The 17137-nt window shown below is 52.2% G+C and carries 15 protein-coding genes; 2 read left to right on the plus strand and 13 right to left on the minus strand.

From position 1 onward, the window contains the following. Positions 1–7 precede the first annotated feature (7 nt). The 4 genes from ACEQU8_RS12575 to ACEQU8_RS12590 form a co-directional block, all read right to left on the minus strand. Positions 8–1450, minus strand: coding sequence for a response regulator (locus tag ACEQU8_RS12575; RefSeq protein WP_370264055.1), 1443 nt, complete (start codon positions 1448–1450; stop codon positions 8–10). Next, on the minus strand, positions 1447–2343 hold the full coding sequence (gene motB / locus ACEQU8_RS12580) for a flagellar motor protein MotB (RefSeq protein ID WP_370264056.1): 897 nt from the start codon (positions 2341–2343) through the stop codon (positions 1447–1449). Before motB ends, ACEQU8_RS12575 begins: the two co-directional genes overlap by 4 nt. 41 nt (positions 2344–2384) lie before the next feature. Beyond that, positions 2385–3311, minus strand: coding sequence for a flagellar motor stator protein MotA (gene motA, locus ACEQU8_RS12585; RefSeq protein ID WP_370264058.1), 927 nt, complete (start codon positions 3309–3311; stop codon positions 2385–2387). Positions 3312–3411: 100 nt separating this feature from the next. Continuing rightward, the gene (locus ACEQU8_RS12590; protein ID WP_370264060.1) at positions 3412–4662 is read right to left on the minus strand and encodes a hypothetical protein; all 1251 of its coding nucleotides are present in this window, start codon (positions 4660–4662) and stop codon (positions 3412–3414) included. 297 nt (positions 4663–4959) lie between these two features. Between ACEQU8_RS12590 and ACEQU8_RS12595 the strand changes: the two genes are divergently transcribed. Beyond that, positions 4960–5313 (plus strand): flagellar transcriptional regulator FlhD, encoded by a 354-nt coding sequence (locus ACEQU8_RS12595; protein ID WP_370264061.1) that lies wholly within the window; start codon positions 4960–4962, stop codon positions 5311–5313. After that, on the plus strand, positions 5310–5888 hold the full coding sequence (locus tag ACEQU8_RS12600; RefSeq protein WP_370264063.1) for a FlhC family transcriptional regulator: 579 nt from the start codon (positions 5310–5312) through the stop codon (positions 5886–5888). The genes ACEQU8_RS12595 and ACEQU8_RS12600 overlap by 4 nt, the downstream gene beginning before the upstream one ends. 464 nt (positions 5889–6352) lie before the next feature. Here the strand turns inward: ACEQU8_RS12600 and ACEQU8_RS12605 are convergent, their stop codons facing one another. The 9 genes from ACEQU8_RS12605 to ACEQU8_RS12645 all read right to left on the minus strand — a co-directional run bounded on the left by ACEQU8_RS12605 (position 6353) and on the right by ACEQU8_RS12645 (position 17067). Continuing rightward, a complete protein-coding gene (locus tag ACEQU8_RS12605) occupies positions 6353–7063 on the minus strand; it encodes a sigma-70 family RNA polymerase sigma factor (protein ID WP_370264065.1) in 711 nt (236 codons plus the stop codon). Then, the gene (flhF, locus tag ACEQU8_RS12610) at positions 7047–8225 is read right to left on the minus strand and encodes a flagellar biosynthesis protein FlhF (protein WP_370264066.1); all 1179 of its coding nucleotides are present in this window, start codon (positions 8223–8225) and stop codon (positions 7047–7049) included. Before flhF ends, ACEQU8_RS12605 begins: the two co-directional genes overlap by 17 nt. Before the next feature lie 12 nt (positions 8226–8237). Further along, on the minus strand, positions 8238–10334 hold the full coding sequence (gene flhA, locus ACEQU8_RS12615) for a flagellar biosynthesis protein FlhA (protein WP_370264068.1): 2097 nt from the start codon (positions 10332–10334) through the stop codon (positions 8238–8240). Beyond that, positions 10331–10822, minus strand: coding sequence for a flagellar export protein FliJ (locus ACEQU8_RS12620; RefSeq protein ID WP_370264071.1), 492 nt, complete (start codon positions 10820–10822; stop codon positions 10331–10333). The genes flhA and ACEQU8_RS12620 overlap by 4 nt, the downstream gene beginning before the upstream one ends. Before the next feature lie 81 nt (positions 10823–10903). Continuing rightward, positions 10904–12328 (minus strand): FliI/YscN family ATPase, encoded by a 1425-nt coding sequence (locus ACEQU8_RS12625; RefSeq protein WP_370264072.1) that lies wholly within the window; start codon positions 12326–12328, stop codon positions 10904–10906. Then, positions 12306–13028, minus strand: a complete 723-nt coding sequence (locus ACEQU8_RS12630; protein WP_370264073.1) for a FliH/SctL family protein — start codon at positions 13026–13028, stop codon at positions 12306–12308. The genes ACEQU8_RS12625 and ACEQU8_RS12630 overlap by 23 nt, the downstream gene beginning before the upstream one ends. Then, a complete protein-coding gene (gene fliG, locus ACEQU8_RS12635; protein WP_370264123.1) occupies positions 13021–14061 on the minus strand; it encodes a flagellar motor switch protein FliG in 1041 nt (346 codons plus the stop codon). Before fliG ends, ACEQU8_RS12630 begins: the two co-directional genes overlap by 8 nt. A 53-nt stretch (positions 14062–14114) precedes the next feature. Beyond that, on the minus strand, positions 14115–15827 hold the full coding sequence (gene fliF / locus ACEQU8_RS12640) for a flagellar basal-body MS-ring/collar protein FliF (protein WP_370264074.1): 1713 nt from the start codon (positions 15825–15827) through the stop codon (positions 14115–14117). Positions 15828–15921: 94 nt separating this feature from the next. Beyond that, positions 15922–17067 (minus strand): hypothetical protein, encoded by a 1146-nt coding sequence (locus ACEQU8_RS12645; protein ID WP_370264076.1) that lies wholly within the window; start codon positions 17065–17067, stop codon positions 15922–15924. Between the last annotated feature and the right edge of the window lie 70 nt (positions 17068–17137).

Below are 17137 nucleotides of genomic sequence, written 5' to 3' on the forward strand. Positions count from 1 at the left end.
CATCCAACTAGCGTAAGGCGCGCCCACGTGAATTTGTCTCCCCTTTCGGGCTGGGCTGAGCAGGCGCCTGCACAGCGCGCTGTACCCTTAACAGAGTGGCAGGGCTGTTGGTGCTTTTGGTCAGCTGCAAACGTAGCGAGTCTGCTTTTTTAGCCAAACCCAATCGTGCACACAGACCCATCAAAATCAACTGCCCCTCCAGGCATAGGTGTATGCCTTTGCTGATTTGTCGCTTCACCACGGTTTCAAGGTCGTTGCGCGCGCGCTCAATGTCGTTGTTCAGGTAGTAACCATAAACCAGTAGAAGGTTCTCGGCCATTTCGGCCTCAACAGCATCGACCATGCTGCGCATGCGACCAAGCACCTTGTAGGCTTCATCAGGACGCTGGTTATCAATGTGGGCCTTGGCCAATTGGTAAAAATCATTGGGCGATAACAAGCTAGTACCCACAGTGCGTTCAATCAACTTGGCAAGGTAATTGCGCTGGCGATCTTCATAGCCCTGGAGCTCTGTCAACTCAGCCATCAAGCGCAGACGGTGTATGGATGGCGTCACCACAGAGTTCAGGCCCTCCAGCACACTTAAGGCTTCTTCACATCGCCCGCTTTCTACAAGCAACTCGGCGAGCATGTTGTGAGCCTGTACAAAATGCGGTGTGCCGCTGATCGATTTTCTTAGCCAACTTTCAGCCTCGGCACGATCGCCCCGCTCCCGGCTGATGCGTGCAAGGGTAAGGTCAATCCAAGCTGGCGTCTGCAAGCCCGTATAGCCCTTCAACAAAACCTCTGCGGCTTTGTTGCGCTTGGCCAGCATCAGCAGGTCCACCTTCAGGCGAAATATCTCTCTGTCATAGTGTGGGAATTCCAGTAGCACTTCATCACACAAGGCCAGGGCGGCCTCGTATTGCTTGTAAACACGCGCCTTGATTACCGGCTTCATGACCATGCGGCGCGCGTGAATTCGAATCACCCTTTTTGACAACTCCTCTGCGGAAAAGGGTTTGATTAAAAAGGCATCAGGCTCAAATTCCATCATGCCAACCAGAGCGCTAGAGGACCTGTCCCCAGAGACCACAATCAAGCTGCTATTGAAATGCGCTGGCTGGCATGCACGCAGCTCCTCTAGCACCAACACGCCATTACGGCGCTCGTCAATGTTGAAGTCTACGAACACAAAGTCGTAATTGCGGTCATATACATAACGAAAAAAATCGTTGGGGTTGTGCACCACATCAAATTGAGTAGCCCCCATCAGAGCAAGCTCATCTTTCAAATGCTTGGTGGATGGCGCACTGCGATCTAACATCAAGACAGTGCTGCCCTGCAGCGGCAATGAATCCTTAAAGGTGCTGTTGCGACCTGGGTGCTCAACCTCGCGCACACCTGTGATTTTATTGATCCTGGGGATCGACTCCAAAAAGCTCATATCTTCATGTGGTTCGGTGGTCATAGCCCTTCCAGTATTCGACGTTTCAACAAGGCCACCTCGGCCTTGCGGGTCAGGACCAGAATTTCGATCCGGCGGTTTACAGCCTCAGCGCTGTCTTCCACCAAAGGGTTGGACGACGCCATGCCAACCACGCGAATCACTTTTTCTTCGGGCAAACCTTGGTTCATCATTTCACGACGGGAAGAGTTGGCCCGGTCCGAGGACAACTCCCAATTGGTGTAAGCGCCGCCTCTGGAAGTGAAAGCCACGCTGTCGGTGTGCCCTGTCACAGTGAGACGGTTATCTACCTGGTTGAGTACCTGGGTCAATCTGCCCAGGATATCTGCTGCATAGGGCTTCAGGTTGGCACTGCCCGAGTCGAACATGGGTCGCTTGCCACCATCAATCAATTGGATCAACAAACCTTCCACGCTGTTATCCAACACAATTTGGTCTTTAAACGGTCGCGTGTTCGGGTCTTTGTTAATCATGTCCTGAATTTGCTTTTTCAGCTCCTCTAGGCGTTTGGCCTCTTGCCGCTCGCGTTGGATTTCCAGTTCTTGCCTTGCCATTTCCAGCATATTGTTGGTGGGCTTTTGCTCGCTAGCAGCCTTGCTATCTTGCTCTTTGACCTTACCGCCAGAAAACTCCACCTTGGATTCGCTTTGAGAGGAAGACTGGCCCTTCTCCCTGGCGGCCTCGGGCTTGCTCAGGGTAAAGTAATCTGCCAGCCCAGCAAGGTCTGAAGGTTTTGGGGATGACAATAACCACATCAGCAAAAAAAATGCCATCATGGCCGTCACAAAATCGGCGTAAGCCAGTTTCCATGCACCGAAGGGCTTGGGCTCTTCTTGGGACTGAGATCGACGAACGATCTCGACCGGAGCTTGTTTGCTGGAGTTGTTATCGAGCATCGCAGTGGGGCCGGTTCATGGATGGAACTTACTTAAGAACATTAGCGGGCCTGAAACACATTGCTCTGCCCCATGGGAGGAGAACTGTTGCTCTGCGAACCTACACCAGCGCCGCGCAAACCACGCAGGTGCGCCTCCATCTCGTCAAAACTCGGACGCACACCGCTATAGAGGGTTTTACGACCAAACTCAACGGCCAGCGCTGGCGAAAACCCGTGACCAATATGTGCCACCAAAATCGCTTGGATACATTCAAGTTTTTTTATGTTTTCGCTGAGTCGGTTTTCGACAAACTGAGCCAGAGGTCCTACATAGGCATAGGCAAATAGAACACCCACAAAAGTACCCACCAGGGCGCTGCCAATCATGACACCCAGCTCGGCATTGCTCACCTGCCCTACCGAGCCCATCACATGCACCACCCCCATCACCGCTGCCATGATTCCAAACGCAGGTAAGGCATCGGCCGTACGATAAAGCGCACCACTGGCTTTGTCGTTCTCTTTGCGGCGGGTGTTGATTTCATCATCCATCGCATTCTGAATTTGTGAACCAGTCAACTTGGAGGTAACCATCATGCGAAGGTAGTCGGTAATGAACTCCAAGGTGGCTCGGTCCTGCATCACACTGGGATAACGGTCAAACAGGGGGCTGCTCTCTGGCCGCTCAATGTCAGCCTCTACCGCGATCATGCCCTCACGACTGAGCTTGGTCAGAAGATCATGCAACAAACCCATCACCTGTAAGTAATCATCGGTCTGGGACTCGCGCCGAAAGCTGTTTTTTAGCGTCCGACGAATTAGGCTCATGGTTTTACTCCCCGTCCCCAGGTAAAACGCCGCAGCAGCACCGCCCACAATGATGAGGTATTCGGCAGGTTGCATGAGCAAATACATTTGACCGCCGGCCAATGCATACCCCCCAAAAATGCTTAGGCTGGCCACTACAAAACTGATGATCACTTTCATGGGCTTGCTTCCCAAATGTTTTTATTGATTATCCGGCTGGCCTTGTGTATTTGCGCAAACTGAAACAGGGGCAATTCCACTGTTTTCTATTTAAAAACCCTTAAGGCACCACCAACAGCTTGCGCACCCCTCCCTGCGCATCGATGCGAACCCCCTGCAAACCTTCAAAATTCACCCTGGGAGTCGGCTCGACGGCCTGACTCAATGCAAACTCACGCAGATACAAGGCCTGCTCCCAATCGGTGAGGGCGGTTTTTAAACCTTGGGCCCAGACAGCGGCAGTGCTGTCGTCGCCACGTGAATGTTGGCGAGCCAATTGGCTCCAATGGTTGTGCAACATCAAGGCATTCTTGGTCCACTTGGCCTGATATCTCCCCATCAACTCCAACTCTGAAAAAAACCCACTGGCCATTGCCTGGTCACGCTGCTTTTTTCCAACACGGTTAAAGGGGATGTCACTTTCATGCTGAATCTCGATGGAACGCGCCAAATGAATTTGCCCAGTGTTGAAATCGATTTGTGGATTCATTTGAACCTTGGTTTTGCTATTCCACTGCGCCAAAGGCTTGCTGCCATGCAAATCGCCTTGCAGACTTAAGCTGGCGTTTAGACCTGTATTGATGAGACTGTTGTATGCGGATTGAATTTTAAACTCGTGACTTTTGGCTGTTGCAAAGCCACCGCAGCTTTGTACCGCAGAGTCCAGAATATCAAGGGCTGCGGTGGTGTCGCCAACATAGAGCTCGCCGCGCAAGATAGCGTTACCCAAGCGCCAATCCCCGAAGGTCACTGCATCACTTTGCCCTTCAGCAGTCCACAGTATTTGGCCCGTCTCCTCGGAGTCGGCTAACACCTGCAGGCTGGACTGGCCAACGCTGTATTCACCAATGCTGAACTGTGCTGTTTTAATGTTTAAACTTGATTCAATGGGATCGAGGTGGTCTATCTTGAGCTTTAACTCTAGCTCGCGAATCAGGAGGTCATCTGGGGTGGCTGTAACATCTGCAAATCTTATGAGATCAGATTTGAACAAGATATCCCATCGATTTGGCTGCACCTGAAGCGTAAACTCGGGCCTCAGTGAAATCGTTTGCAACCAATCATTACTGCGCAGAGAAAGCACGAGCCCCTGGTTCTCAAAAACCGCAGTAAGCTGCAACATCGGTTTAGGGTCCTCCCAAGCGGCAGGAAACCATTCAAACACGCCGGTATTGACCGAAAAAGGCAGGTGCGGCATGTTGTACTTCACCACACCCAAGTCGATCAATAAACCTGTGCAGCGGTTCTGAATATTTAAACGAAATTGCCCTTGCGCATTGGGGAACCTCACCAACTGCTGAAGATCTCCCATGCCGAAACGCCAATGGCCCAATTCAATATGTGAGCGTTCAGCCCAATGCTGAAATGACTTTTGAAACTGGAGAGCTCGGTAATACTGCCAACCAAAGGCAGTGCCAGCCAAAGCAATGGCTAGCAGGAGAAATGCTCCAAATATTGCGGTTTTCTTTCCCATCAGAACGTTCCTCAATTTTTACACTGGTCTGGAACGTTTGAAGAAAAAGCCAATGGATTTTCCACAACCCAATGCGCCAATTCTAAGACGAAAGCTCACGCACTACAAGGTGTGTGTATTGACACGGGAGATGCCATGACTTCAATTGCCATGGGTAAACAAGCTGGGGAACGCATGTTGAGCGACTTGCGAGACTTGAATTTGAATTTTCTTTTGCTTGCACAAAAAATGTTGCATGCCGATCGAACCACTGCGAAGACCCAATTGGGCCTGAGCGAAGACATTGCCGAGCGGTTACTACAAATGGGCACCACAGAACTTCTTCAACTAGCGAGTACCTCGGTATCGCTTTGTACGCTGCGCTATGACGACCTCCTTCTGCTTAACACAGCCACACAGGCGCATGCCGACCCTCGCCTGGCTGGTTTGCATGCCAGCATATTAAGTTTTAGACCATCGCGCCGGACAGCTTTGGCCGGGCAGCGATGAACCAAAAAAAAAGCGTAATTGACGATGCATGCTGCGTCCACAAGGCCAAACGTCTGGTGGAACTAGGCGCTCGCTTGCAAGTCATACAAAGCGAGTTTCCGGGCCTATCTCGCGATCGCTGTCTTTCTATATACCGCGAAGTCAAGGGTGAAGCGCCTCAAAAAGGGCCACTCCCGTTCTCGACGGATTGGTTTTTATTTCGTGCGTCGAATGCACATGCCAGCCTTTTTGTGAGCATTCACCGGCACGTTGAGCAGAATAATCCGACCCTCAACCGAGTCGATCATCTGATCGCAGCGTACACGCTTTACCTAAATACCGTGCAAGCCATCGATAACCCCCCTTTACTGAGTATCACCCGCGCCTGGAGCCTGCACCGTCATGTGGCAAGCGGCGTGCTTCGCACGGTTCAGTGCACTGTTTGCGATGGCAGTTTTGTAGTGGACCCCTACGATATAGCAGGTCGTTTTGTGTGCAGCCTATGTGACATTCAAAGTCGCCCAGGACCAAAGGTAAACTTGGACAGTAAACACTACCAGCGCTATTTTGCCGAGGTTGATGACTGCGAGGTTTGAGGTTGCATGTACAGGGGTCGACACTGCGCTCCAGTAGGTACATTCCGTGGAGGCTCACTGTACACCTTCACCAAATGTTCCCCAGATTGAACAATTGCCCAGGCCACTGGTTTGCAGTCTCTGGGGGGGCTTAGCCTAGCGTCAATCCAGCCATCCCGGTAGCCTTGAGGGTATTCGCCTTCAGTGGCTGACCTTACATAGGCATCTCTGCTGCGCTGGAGCTCATTGAGTAACATCAGCACCGTGGCAGGGTTGATCAATGAGTTCTTCTCGTAGTTACCCGATATCAATGTTTGACGGGCGGCTTCTTCCAGTCGTCTGAAAAACTCGGCATTGACTTCCGTTTGGATTGTGTTCATGGTAACAATTGATCAGGTCAAGGGTTGACCATCTCATATTACCCAGACCGTCTTGTTTCAAAGGCTGGAAAAGCGGGGGTTTCGCGCGGCTATTTGGAGGAGGTTTCAACGAGACGGTAGCTGGGCAGCCCGATCCTTTAGGCTAGCGATGGCGTTGGCATGCATCTGATAGGCGCGGCTTTCATTAACCCCCATCAGACTACCAATTTCTTTGAAAGTCATCTCTTGCTCAAAATATAAACGAAGTACCATCTGCTCGCGATCAGACAGTTGCTCGAGCAGTTTTAACATCTCTTCCTGCTGCTGCGCCTTGTGCTCTTGTTCGTCAAGACCATGAGGGTTGTGAAGCATGCGGTCTAAAATATCATTGCTTGGAGAATCCGACTCACCAAGATCCTCGATTGAAAATACCTGTAAATTTTCATATTCAGCACAAAAGCCCTGAAAAGTGGTCAAATCAACTCCCAAAGCAGCAGCACATTCGCCATCACTGGGATTCCTTCCAAGGGCATGGGTCAACTTATTCACACACTGTTCAACTCTTTTTTTCATCTGCCGCATGGCGCGCGGCAAATCGTCTTTCTCACGTAAGTCGTCCATAATGGCGCCACGAATGCGGTAATGCGCGTAGGCCTCAAAAGAGGCCTCACCGTGTGTGTAACGCTGCAAAGCGTCCATTAGACCAATCATTCCCACCTGAATGAGGTCATCGAGCTCCACATTGGCAGTGAGCTTGTGTTGAATTTGACGCGCGATTTGCTGGACCAATGGCACATGCCGCTCTAGCAGCGCGGCCTTTTCAAGTGCGTCGAACATCGCTGCGTACCACATCGTTGGCCACACCGTAGCGCAGCCAATTTAATTCCTCTTCCGTTCGGGCATACGCCGCATCATATTGGCGACGCATGGCGCGTTGGACCAAAAACTGAGGGTCGGCCAAGAACAAATCTTCAGGCACCTTTTGCCCGGTCGACATGTACATCAGATTGAGATTCTCACGCAGTGCCAGGTCAATAGTGCCTGCAATCGTAGAGCACTCATCCAGTTTGGTGAGACAGGCGCCGTAAAAACCATTGCCTCTAAAACGATCTGCCATTTCGGCCAAAGCGCGTGGCTGTGAAGCCACATTCATCACCAACAGCTTGTGAATTTCATTGTGATCCAGAAGCCCAATTTGCTCGGTAACCTGCACATCCCGGGGTGACAAGCCCATGGTGTCGATTAGTACCAAGTGCTTGCCCTTCACCGCCTGCAGATGCGCCTCCAGCTCACCAGAATGTAGGGCAACATGCACGGGCACGCCAATGACTTTTCCATAGGTTCTAAGTTGGTCAATTGCGCATATCCGATACGTGTCAGTGGTAATCAGTGCAACTGAGTTGCGTCCTTTTAAGGCCATGCAGCGCGCAGCAATTTTTGCGATCGTGGTGGTTTTGCCGCTTCCTGTGGGACCAACAACCGCATACACGCCGCCTTTTTGAACCATTTCCACTTCAGGCTGAAGAGCAGTCAGTTTGGAAGTGATGGCCTCGATGACCCACGCACTCGCCTGGCTGTGATTTAGGCCCTGCGGGATTGAATCGACCAAGGTCCTACCCACCATGGGCGAAAAACCCAAATCCTGAAGGTCTTGCCACAACTGGCCACGCATGGGGTCGCCACTTGCCCAACTTTGCCAGCTCATTTGGCTAAATTGCTGCTGAACCAAGGCCTTGAGTTGTTCAATTTCACGTGCCAAGGCCTCGGTGTTGGGTGCTGCGACCGCTTGACCCAATGGGGCGCGGCTGGCCTGGGCCTGCTCTGGGCGGGGTGGCTGCGCCTCACGCGCTTTTTCCAGCGTGTTTTGAGCGCACGCAAACACGATTTCGATGCCATGGGCCACTTGTTTGGTGGATACAATCACAACCTCGTTGCCAAATTCTTCGGCAATCATTTTCATGGCCTCAGCCGAGGTTGGAGCAGTTCGTTTAAGCAACACGGTCAACCTCTCTTACTTAATCACCGACAACACGGCAATTTTTTTACTTTCGGGCACTTCACTGTGGCAAATCACAATCAGGCCGGGAACCGCTCTGCGCAGCAATGCCGCCAGTGCAGGCCTCAAAAAATCCTGCACAAGTAGCACTGGCGTTTGCCCGAGGCCTAGTAGTTTTTGGGCTTCCTGAGTCACCTTGTTCACCATCGAATTGGCCAAATTCGGCTCGATGGCCACGTCAGCAGGCGCTTGCCCCTGGTTGGAAGTGATGATCATATTCTCGAGTTTTGGATCGAACACCAACACTTGCAATTCCCGGTCGCCCTGGCCCAAACCCTGCACAATCGCACTAGATAAAGCAATGCGAACCACACTGGTTAACTCGGAAGGATCTTGGGTGCGCGGTGCATAGTCCAGCAAAGACTCAATCACAGTACGAAGGTCGCGAATGCTGACACGATCATCCAACAGGTTATGTAACACACGCTGGAAGACCGACATTGAAATCATTTTTGGAATCAGTTCCTCGGCCATCTTGGGATACATTTTTCCAAAATGTTCCAACAATTGTTGGCATTCCAATCGTCCAATCAGTTTTGCTGCATGGTTACCCAGAACATGCGATACGTGGGTGGCCATCACCGTCGCGCAATCCACAACGGTGTATCCACCAGCCAAAGCGCGTTCATGATGACCGGCCTCAATCCAGTAAGCAGGCATTCCAAATGTGGGATCTGTGGTTTGAGGCCCAGGCAGCTTTAGAACAACCTCACCGGGGTCAATGGCCAAAAATTCGCCTGGCTCGACCTCTGCTTGCGCCACGACGACCCCTTTTATGAGCAACCGATAAGAATTGGGGGGCAAATCGAGGTTGTCACGCACATGAATAGGCGGCGGAAGAAACCCCATTTCCTGAGTGAATTTTTTACGTACTGCCTTTATGCGCTTTAACAGATCGCTGTCTGGCCCCCGATCGACCAACGGAATTAGGCGATAGCCAATCTCCAATGCCAAGGTTTCAATCGGCTTGATATCATCCCAGCTGGCCTCTGCCACCTCGCGAGTGGCTTGATCAAGGGCAGAACTGGATGGCTCATTAGGCGTCGGTTGGGTCGCTTTCTTGTGCATCTGAAAGGCCATGGCAGCCATGCCCGCACCAATAAGCAAAAAAGGCAGATTGGGCATGCCGGGGATCATCCCTAACATCAGCAATACGCCAGCACACATGGCGAATACTTGGGGCGACTGGGCCAGTTGCGAAGCCATTTGGCTGCCGATGTCTTGCCCATTGCCAACCCGAGCGACCACCAACCCCGCCGCCACGGAGATCAACAACGCGGGCACCTGGGCCACCAAACCATCGCCAATGGCGAGTAACACATATTTTTGACCAGCGCTGGAAAAGCTAAGGTCGTACTGCATCATACCTACAGCGAGACCACCCACGATGTTGATAATCAGAATCAGCACACCAGCAACCGCATCGCCACGCACAAATTTAGACGCACCATCCATTGACCCGTAGAACTCGGCTTCCTGCCCGATTTCTTGTCGCCGCTTTTTGGCTTCAGACTCACTAATCAACCCTGCATTCAAATCGGCATCAATGGCCATTTGTTTGCCTGGCATGGCATCCAAAGTAAATCGGGCAGACACCTCTGCGATGCGACCAGCACCCTTGGTGATGACCACAAAATTAATCACCATCAAGATCACAAAAACAATAATCCCGACCGCCAAATTGCCCCCAATCAAAAAGTGACCGAACGCTTCAATCACCTTACCGGCGGCATCGCTTCCCTCGTGACCGTTGAGCAACACCACGCGAGTTGAGGCCACGTTCAAACTAAGCCGCAATAGTGTAGTAACCAGCAGCACTGTGGGAAACGCGCTAAAGTCCAGCGGCTTTTTGGTATACAACGCAGCGACCAACACCACCATCGACAAGGCAATATTGAATGTAAAAAGCACATCCAAAGCTGCTGCGGGTAGAGGCAATACCATCATGGCCAACACCAGCAAGATGAACAAGGGAGCGCCCAGGGCTTTGATACGGCTCGTGTCCAGCCAACCCTTTAGGGTGTCGTTCAAGGTGGCCTGAGGGACACTCATCGCACACCCCCTACCATGGTCTTGCCCCGAACCAGCCGAACATGCCGTGAATTGGCCATTTCATCGGTTTCCTTTTGCTCCCTACGCGTCTCCTGCAAGCGGCGCATCTGCATGCGTTTTTCCAGCACATGTTCTAGAGCCTTGTGGCGGGTTTTTAGCACTTGCAAATTTTCCATCGCACGCGCCAAGTACCTCTGGTTTTGCTCATTTTGCTGAACCTGTGCCGTTAAGGCGGTCATCAAACGAGCAGCAAAAGTGTTGTGAGCACGAAGCTCTATTCCATTGATCAAGGGCAGTAACTCATCATGAATGGGGACCTCTGGTCGCATCGTGACAAGTTTTTCGCTGTATTGGCGGATATAGTCGGTGAGCATATCGATGCTACGCTGACCTTTCACAATATTGCCCTGAATCAAGGCCATATGCGTTTCAAGTTCGCTCACCTGAATTCCAATCCGGTCTTTCAACAACACCAATGCGTTCGACATGCGTCCTCCATACTCCTGTTGGCAGTGTGAAACCTGATACCAACGCTGCGTAGAAAGAAACACGCCGAAAATACGGTATTTTTAGTCGAGCTGCCCAGCTTCGCCATGCCCAAACACTTCTGCCAAGGCATTGAGGCTTTGTTGCATGTCGCAAGGGATATTCATGTCCTGCTGCAAAAAGGCCATCATGGCTGGGTGAAGATCAATCGCCCGGTCGGCAACGGGGTCTGCGCCGCGGGAGTAAGCGCCGATCGAAATCAAGTCCTGATTGGACTGATATCTGCTGTAAAGCCCTTTGAACAAGCGTGCTGATTCCATGTGGCTTGCCGAGGACACATTGTGCATAACCCTGGAAATGGACTGCTCAATATCGATTGCGGGGTAATGACCCTGATCTGCGAGCTTGCGTGACAGGACGAAGTGCCCATCCAAGATGGCGCGCGCAGCATCGGCAATGGGGTCCTGCTGATCATCTCCTTCAGACAACACGGTGTAAAACGCCGTGATTGAGCCGCCAGAGCTTGCAGAGTTGCCCGCACGCTCAACCAATGCAGGTAATTTTGCAAATACACTCGGTGGATATCCCTTGGTGGCCGGCGCCTCACCGATGGCTAGGGCAAGTTCGCGTTGAGCTTGGGCATACCGTGTCAGGGAGTCCATGATAAGCATCACGTCGTGCCCCTGGTCACGAAAATATTCCGCCAAGGTGCTTGCATACGCCGCACCCTGCAGGCGCGACAAAGCGGAACTGTCCGCAGGGGCCGCGACCACCACCGCCCGCGCCATGCCCTCTTCTCCCAGGATATCCTCAATAAATTCTTTCACCTCCCGCCCTCGCTCACCAATCAAACCGACAACAATTCGACTGGCTGAGGTGAATCGGGCCATCATACCCAACAGCACCGACTTGCCCACCCCCGAACCCGCGAACAAACCCAGACGCTGCCCCTTGCCCACAGTGAGTAAGGCATTGATGGCCCGAACTCCGACATCAATCTGCGTGCGCACGGGGACACGCTCAATGGGGTTGGTGGGCGGTACCGTGAGCGGGTTACGTCGGGTATATGTCAAAGGACCTAGCCCATCTAGTGGGCGAGCGTTGGCATCCAGAACTCGACCAAGCAAACCGTCGCCAACGGGCAAGTGTTTGCTGTGCTGCTGGTCAAGCTCGTACACCGGAAGGGGCACCCCAAGCCGCGGAACCTGCCACTGGGCTGCTTGAGGCACAATCCGCAAGCCAGGTCTCAAGCCTGCCGTATCCCCCAATGGCATGAGGTAAGTGTAACCATCGGCAAATCCAACGACCTCAGCTTCAGTGATACGTTCACCGTGGTGAATATGGCAAAGCACGCCTAACGCCAATTCCAGGCCAGAGGCCTGAACAACCAGACCAGAGACTCTAACCAATCGGCCAGACACCACTACTTTGTCGGCATGGCAAACCTGCTTTGTGCAGTCGTCAAGCCACTGCCCAAGCACTGACCTAACTTGAAGTGCGGCTGGCATTGTAGTGAAGATCTTCGCTGCCATCCGTGAAAGTGGACATGACCTGCTTCCACCGCATTTCAATGGAGTAGTCCATTTGTCCAGCGGTGTGGAACACCATGAATCCCCCATCGGCTAGGCGATCATCTGATTTGAATGTGACAGCAACGGATTGCTGAACCTGCGTCGAAAGAGGCCCCAGGGCAGAAAGATGCTTATTAAACACGGCCACTGTGGCGGGCGATGCGGCCACGGTGATGTAAACCACATCTGCACTAATGGATGCAATCGCCTGCTTTAACAATTGCGTCACAGATTGAGGGCATTGAAGCGTATGATCCTGTACAACTTGCCTGCAGGCCGTGACCACCAGTCGCATCACCTTGTCAGCCAACTGATGCTGCACCAGATTCAGCTCCTCTTGCAAGCGCACGCACACTTCGGCCAAACGTTGAGCTTCTTCATTGGCCTGCATCAACCCAGCGTTGTAACCTTCGCGGTGTCCTTCTTCCCAAGCAGACTCTCGGCTGGCCTTGACCTGTTGGTCTACCTCAGCCTCTCTCTGGCGAAGCGCTTGTGCCTTCTTTAAGATCTCCTCTTCCCGGCGCCGAATCATATCGCGGTGGGCTAGCAAATCACCCATCGGGCTTTGACTATCGGGGGCAAGATTTTTCCATGGCAGGGCCTCATCCAGGCCACGCATCACACGTGAATTAGACAAACGCATCCTCCCCAGAGCCACCAAGTGCAATCAATCCGTCGTCGGCCATTCGGCGAACAATTCTCAAGATCTCCTTTTGGGCAGCATCCACATCCGAGATTCGAACCGGTCCCTTATTCAACAGTTCATCGCGTACAGCCTCCGAAGCACGTGTGCTCATATTCTGGAAGATGCGCTCCTTAAAGGCTTCGGGTGCACCCTTCAATGCAATGACCAACACTGCATTGTCAACCTCGCGCAAGGCCAATTGCAGGCTACGATTGTCCAGCTCCATCAAATTGTCGAATACGAACATCTCATCCTGAATTTTTTGGGCCAGTTGATCATCGTATTCTCGGATGGATTCCAACACGGCCTGTTCATTGGCCGTACCCACATAATTCAGAATTTCCGCCGCAGTTTTGGTGCCGCCCAAAGTAGACTTCTTTACCTTTTCTCCACCCGCTAAGGCCTTGGACAGCACCTCGTTGAGCTCACGTAATGCATTGGGCTGCACCCCATGAAGGGTAGAAATTCGGATGGTAACGTCTTTGCGAACCTTATCTGGGAACTCATTTAAGATTGCTGCCGCATGGTCGCGCTCTAAATGGACCAGTATCGTGGCGATGATCTGCGGGTGTTCATTTTTGATCAATTCGGCGACGCTAGATGCATCAACCCACTTTAAGCTTTCGATGCCCGAAGTATCACCGGACTGTAGGATCCGATCCGCCAAAAAGCCTGCGCGCTCCTCGCCCAATGCCTTGGTCAGCATGGTCCGAATATATTGATCCGACGAAGTGCCAATAGCACTCTGATCCAGTGTGACTTCAAGAAACTCGCGGGTCACCGAGTCTACCCGATCTTGTTTCACATCCTTTAAGGCAGTCATCCGGGTCAGCAATCGGTTAACGTCACGTGGGCCGAAAAACTTCAGCACTTCGGCCGCGTCATCGGCGCCAAGGGTCAACATAAAAATTGCCGCCTTATCTAGGCCATCCTCAGGACGCGAGTGAACCACGGTGGCACCACCCTGTTGCGCACCGGTGGTCATTTGCTCAGCCTGTGGAGCTGCATTTTCAGCCATATTGAACCGCTCCGCTCACATCAGTCGCCTATCCATTGCTTCACTATATTCGCTGCCAATTCCGGATTCTGGCGCACTACCCTTTGCACTTCCTCGACCTGGCGGTTGTCGCTGCTTTGAATCACCAAGGGTGGCATTTCAGGCCTGCGCTGTAATACCACTGGCTCGGGCCAAGTGTCGTCCTCCTTCTGCATCAAAGGATCAGCCGCAACTTGCAAAGTTTCGGCAGGCATAGTTTGCGCTGGCCTCAGCATGGGTCGGAGCAAACCAAATATCAAAGCCAAGGCAACCACAGCCAATAACACTGGCACCATGGAAGACCTTAAAAGCTCCTGCCACACTAAAGGATCTGCGGTCAACTCTTCTTCCACCGGGGGGCTCACAAAGTTCTGATTTACAACAGAAAGAGTGTCACCCCTCGCTGTGTCGATGCCCAAGGCATCACTGACCATTTTCTCGATCGAGGCCATCTCAGCTGGCGTAAAAGGCACTTCACGCGCCTCCCCCCGACTGTTGGTGATGGTTTTATGATTCAACAGAACAGCTGCATTTAGTTGCGCAATATCGACCTGATTGGATTTTGTTCTTATCACCTCTCGGTCAACCTCGTAGTTGATCAACGACTCGCGGCTTTGCAGACCACCAACCTGAGCAGGGTTCGCCGGATTACCAGCATTCGGTGGCGCGCCAATTCGAGCCTCCGTTTCACCGGGAGTGTTGGAAATCATCCCAGGCACACCGCTTGGATTGGCATTTGCACCCTCTTTGTTCTCGGCCTGCTGCTGACTTCGGATACTCGCATTACCACTTTCGTTGTTGGGCTTGTAAGTTTCGGCAGAACGCTCTACCTCCTGAAAGTTCACCTTTGCAGTCACACTGGCTCTAACGTTGCCCTCACCCACAATCGGCAGTAATAGATCCATCACACGCTTGTTTAAAGTGTCTTCAATTTTTTGAACTTTGAGCATTTGATCGGCTGTCAAAGTGGCTGGATCGTTGGGTTTGGCATTTTGAGTCAACAAGGCTCCCGTTTGATCGACGATGCTGACACTCCTAGGATTAAGTTGTGGCACGCTTGATGCCACTAAATGGACAATCCCATCAACCTGCTCACGACTTAAATAGCGACCTCTCAACAGGTTAACTACAATCGAAGCCGTGGGGGTTTGCTGCTCTCGCAGAAATACGCTGTTTTTTGGAAGCGCCAAATGCACTCGAGCAGACTGTACAGCATCGAGAGATTGAATGGATCGGACCAGCTCACCCTCCAAGCCCCGCTGAAAGTTCACTTGTTCCTGAAACTGCGTCACACCCATTTTCTGATTCTCAAACAACTCGAACCCAACCACACTTCCCTTGGGAAGCCCCTGGCTGGCCAATTGCAAACGGGTTTCGTACACTTTGTCAGATGGAACCAGAATGGCACCACCACCTTCACTGTACTGGTAGGGCACGCCCATTTGCTTCAGTGAATTGATGATGGCGCCTCCATCGGTTTCATTCACACTAGAGAACAAGACCTTGTAATCAGGTCGGGCACTCCACAAGGCAGCGGCCACCAGTAGCCCCAATAGCAAAGGCAATGCAATTAGCAAGATCAAGCGTTTTTTTGGGTCTAGCCCCTTCAACCCCTTGAAAAGCTCATCAGCCGACCACGGCGCAGCAGCAGCGCCTGGTACCGCCGATGCGGTAAGACCAGGAGCATTGGCCAGGGCTGCGCCTTGCGCATTCACGGTTTGAAGTTCTGACATAGGGTGCACAAAATCCACAAATTGGATTCATTGTGTTGACTTCCGCTTTACTTTTGGGCAAAGAAACGAGGGGTTTTTATGGGTTTTCGCCACAAAAGGTTTTTACAGAAATGCGGGCAGCCCTCAAAACCCCGGTTAACTTGGAGAGCTCTTCTTTAACCCAAGTAACTGCATGCGCCTCCACCGTTAGCTCTAGCAAACCAGATTCTGCCCACATCCGGTAATGTGCATGTACGCGCCCCAAGTTGGGCAAGGTAACTTTCAAATTGAAATGGATGCCTTGTATGATTTCATCATGATGAGGTCGCCCCTCCGATTGCTGCTCCGAGGATTCTCGCTTGGACCGACCAAGCTCGATGTCAAGGTGCACCATCTCGCCATACAAGCCAGGGAATACCACCGCAAATTTATGGTTGTGCAGCAGGTTCAGTTGTAAGTTCGCCATCAATGCAGACTTGGTCTGCTCTGGCACCAGACCGTCAAATTGGGCACGCAGCACCGCAGCGGGCTCCCAATCACTTTGGGGCTCCTCTTGAAGGAGTTCCATCGGGTACTGCCCAGCGCGCCAACGTTTGATATGTGATTCGTAAAACAAGCCGCTGCGCTCAATGGCCTGGCGTAACAAATCGGCAAGCGTTTGGATCTTGGATTGAAAGGACTGGACATCGGGGGCTTGCATGCCCAAAGCATCCAACAACGGGTGCAACTTGCGCGGATCAACATCCAACGCCGCTTGGTTCGCCCCACCTGTACCCACACGACTAAGCAATCCCAATTGCGTGGCCATCAACTCCAGCTTTACTCCTTCCCTTGGATTAAACGTTTGGCTGACCTTACCAAGCAAGACTCCATCTTTGCTAACTTGCGATAGTACATCCACCTCACGGTCATGAAGGAAATGCTTGCTTAGTGGCCAATGTGGCGCATCCTCCGCGCTTTCGATATCGCCCTGCGCGATTCGACGCGACAAGACTTCATCAAACACTTCAAGGTGCGGGTGATTCGCCGGTGAGGACGATTCATACTTAAGGGTAGGCTGCCGGCCCGTAATATTTACCACCATGCTGGCACCGATTGCCGGAGGCTTGGTTCCCACCTCAAGCAAAAGCCGCACAACCACATTGCCAACTTTCAATTTGGCCAAACCATTCGGGTCAAAACCCATGAACTGACCAGTCAGAGCTCGTCCCTGCAGACGCTGTTGCTGAAATTCATCAGTCATGCGAGCCGACACGGCTCCCTGAACCTGTCCGATCGAATTCGAAAACAAGGTTTGGGTGCGCTGCTGGATC

It is taken from the genome of Limnobacter sp., from assembly GCF_964228395.1.
Lineage (GTDB): Bacteria > Pseudomonadota > Gammaproteobacteria > Burkholderiales > Burkholderiaceae_B > Limnobacter.

Coding starts and splice junctions, on each gene's coding strand:
- ACEQU8_RS12605 (WP_370264065.1), bottom strand. CDS start 7,063: ATGTTCGACGCACTTGAAAAGGCCGCGCTGCTAGAGCGGCATGTGCCA.
- ACEQU8_RS12625 (WP_370264072.1), bottom strand. CDS start 12,328: ATGCCAGCCGCACTTCAAGTTAGGTCAGTGCTTGGGCAGTGGCTTGAC.
- flhA (WP_370264068.1), bottom strand. CDS start 10,334: ATGAGTGTCCCTCAGGCCACCTTGAACGACACCCTAAAGGGTTGGCTG.
- ACEQU8_RS12575 (WP_370264055.1), bottom strand. CDS start 1,450: ATGACCACCGAACCACATGAAGATATGAGCTTTTTGGAGTCGATCCCC.
- fliG (WP_370264123.1), bottom strand. CDS start 14,061: ATGACCACCGGTGCGCAACAGGGTGGTGCCACCGTGGTTCACTCGCGT.
- motA (WP_370264058.1), bottom strand. CDS start 3,311: ATGAAAGTGATCATCAGTTTTGTAGTGGCCAGCCTAAGCATTTTTGGG.
- ACEQU8_RS12620 (WP_370264071.1), bottom strand. CDS start 10,822: ATGTCGAACGCATTGGTGTTGTTGAAAGACCGGATTGGAATTCAGGTG.
- ACEQU8_RS12590 (WP_370264060.1), bottom strand. CDS start 4,662: ATGGGAGATCTTCAGCAGTTGGTGAGGTTCCCCAATGCGCAAGGGCAA.
- ACEQU8_RS12595 (WP_370264061.1), top strand. CDS start 4,960: ATGACTTCAATTGCCATGGGTAAACAAGCTGGGGAACGCATGTTGAGC.
- ACEQU8_RS12600 (WP_370264063.1), top strand. CDS start 5,310: ATGAACCAAAAAAAAAGCGTAATTGACGATGCATGCTGCGTCCACAAG.
- motB (WP_370264056.1), bottom strand. CDS start 2,343: ATGCTCGATAACAACTCCAGCAAACAAGCTCCGGTCGAGATCGTTCGT.
- ACEQU8_RS12645 (WP_370264076.1), bottom strand. CDS start 17,067: ATGACTGATGAATTTCAGCAACAGCGTCTGCAGGGACGAGCTCTGACT.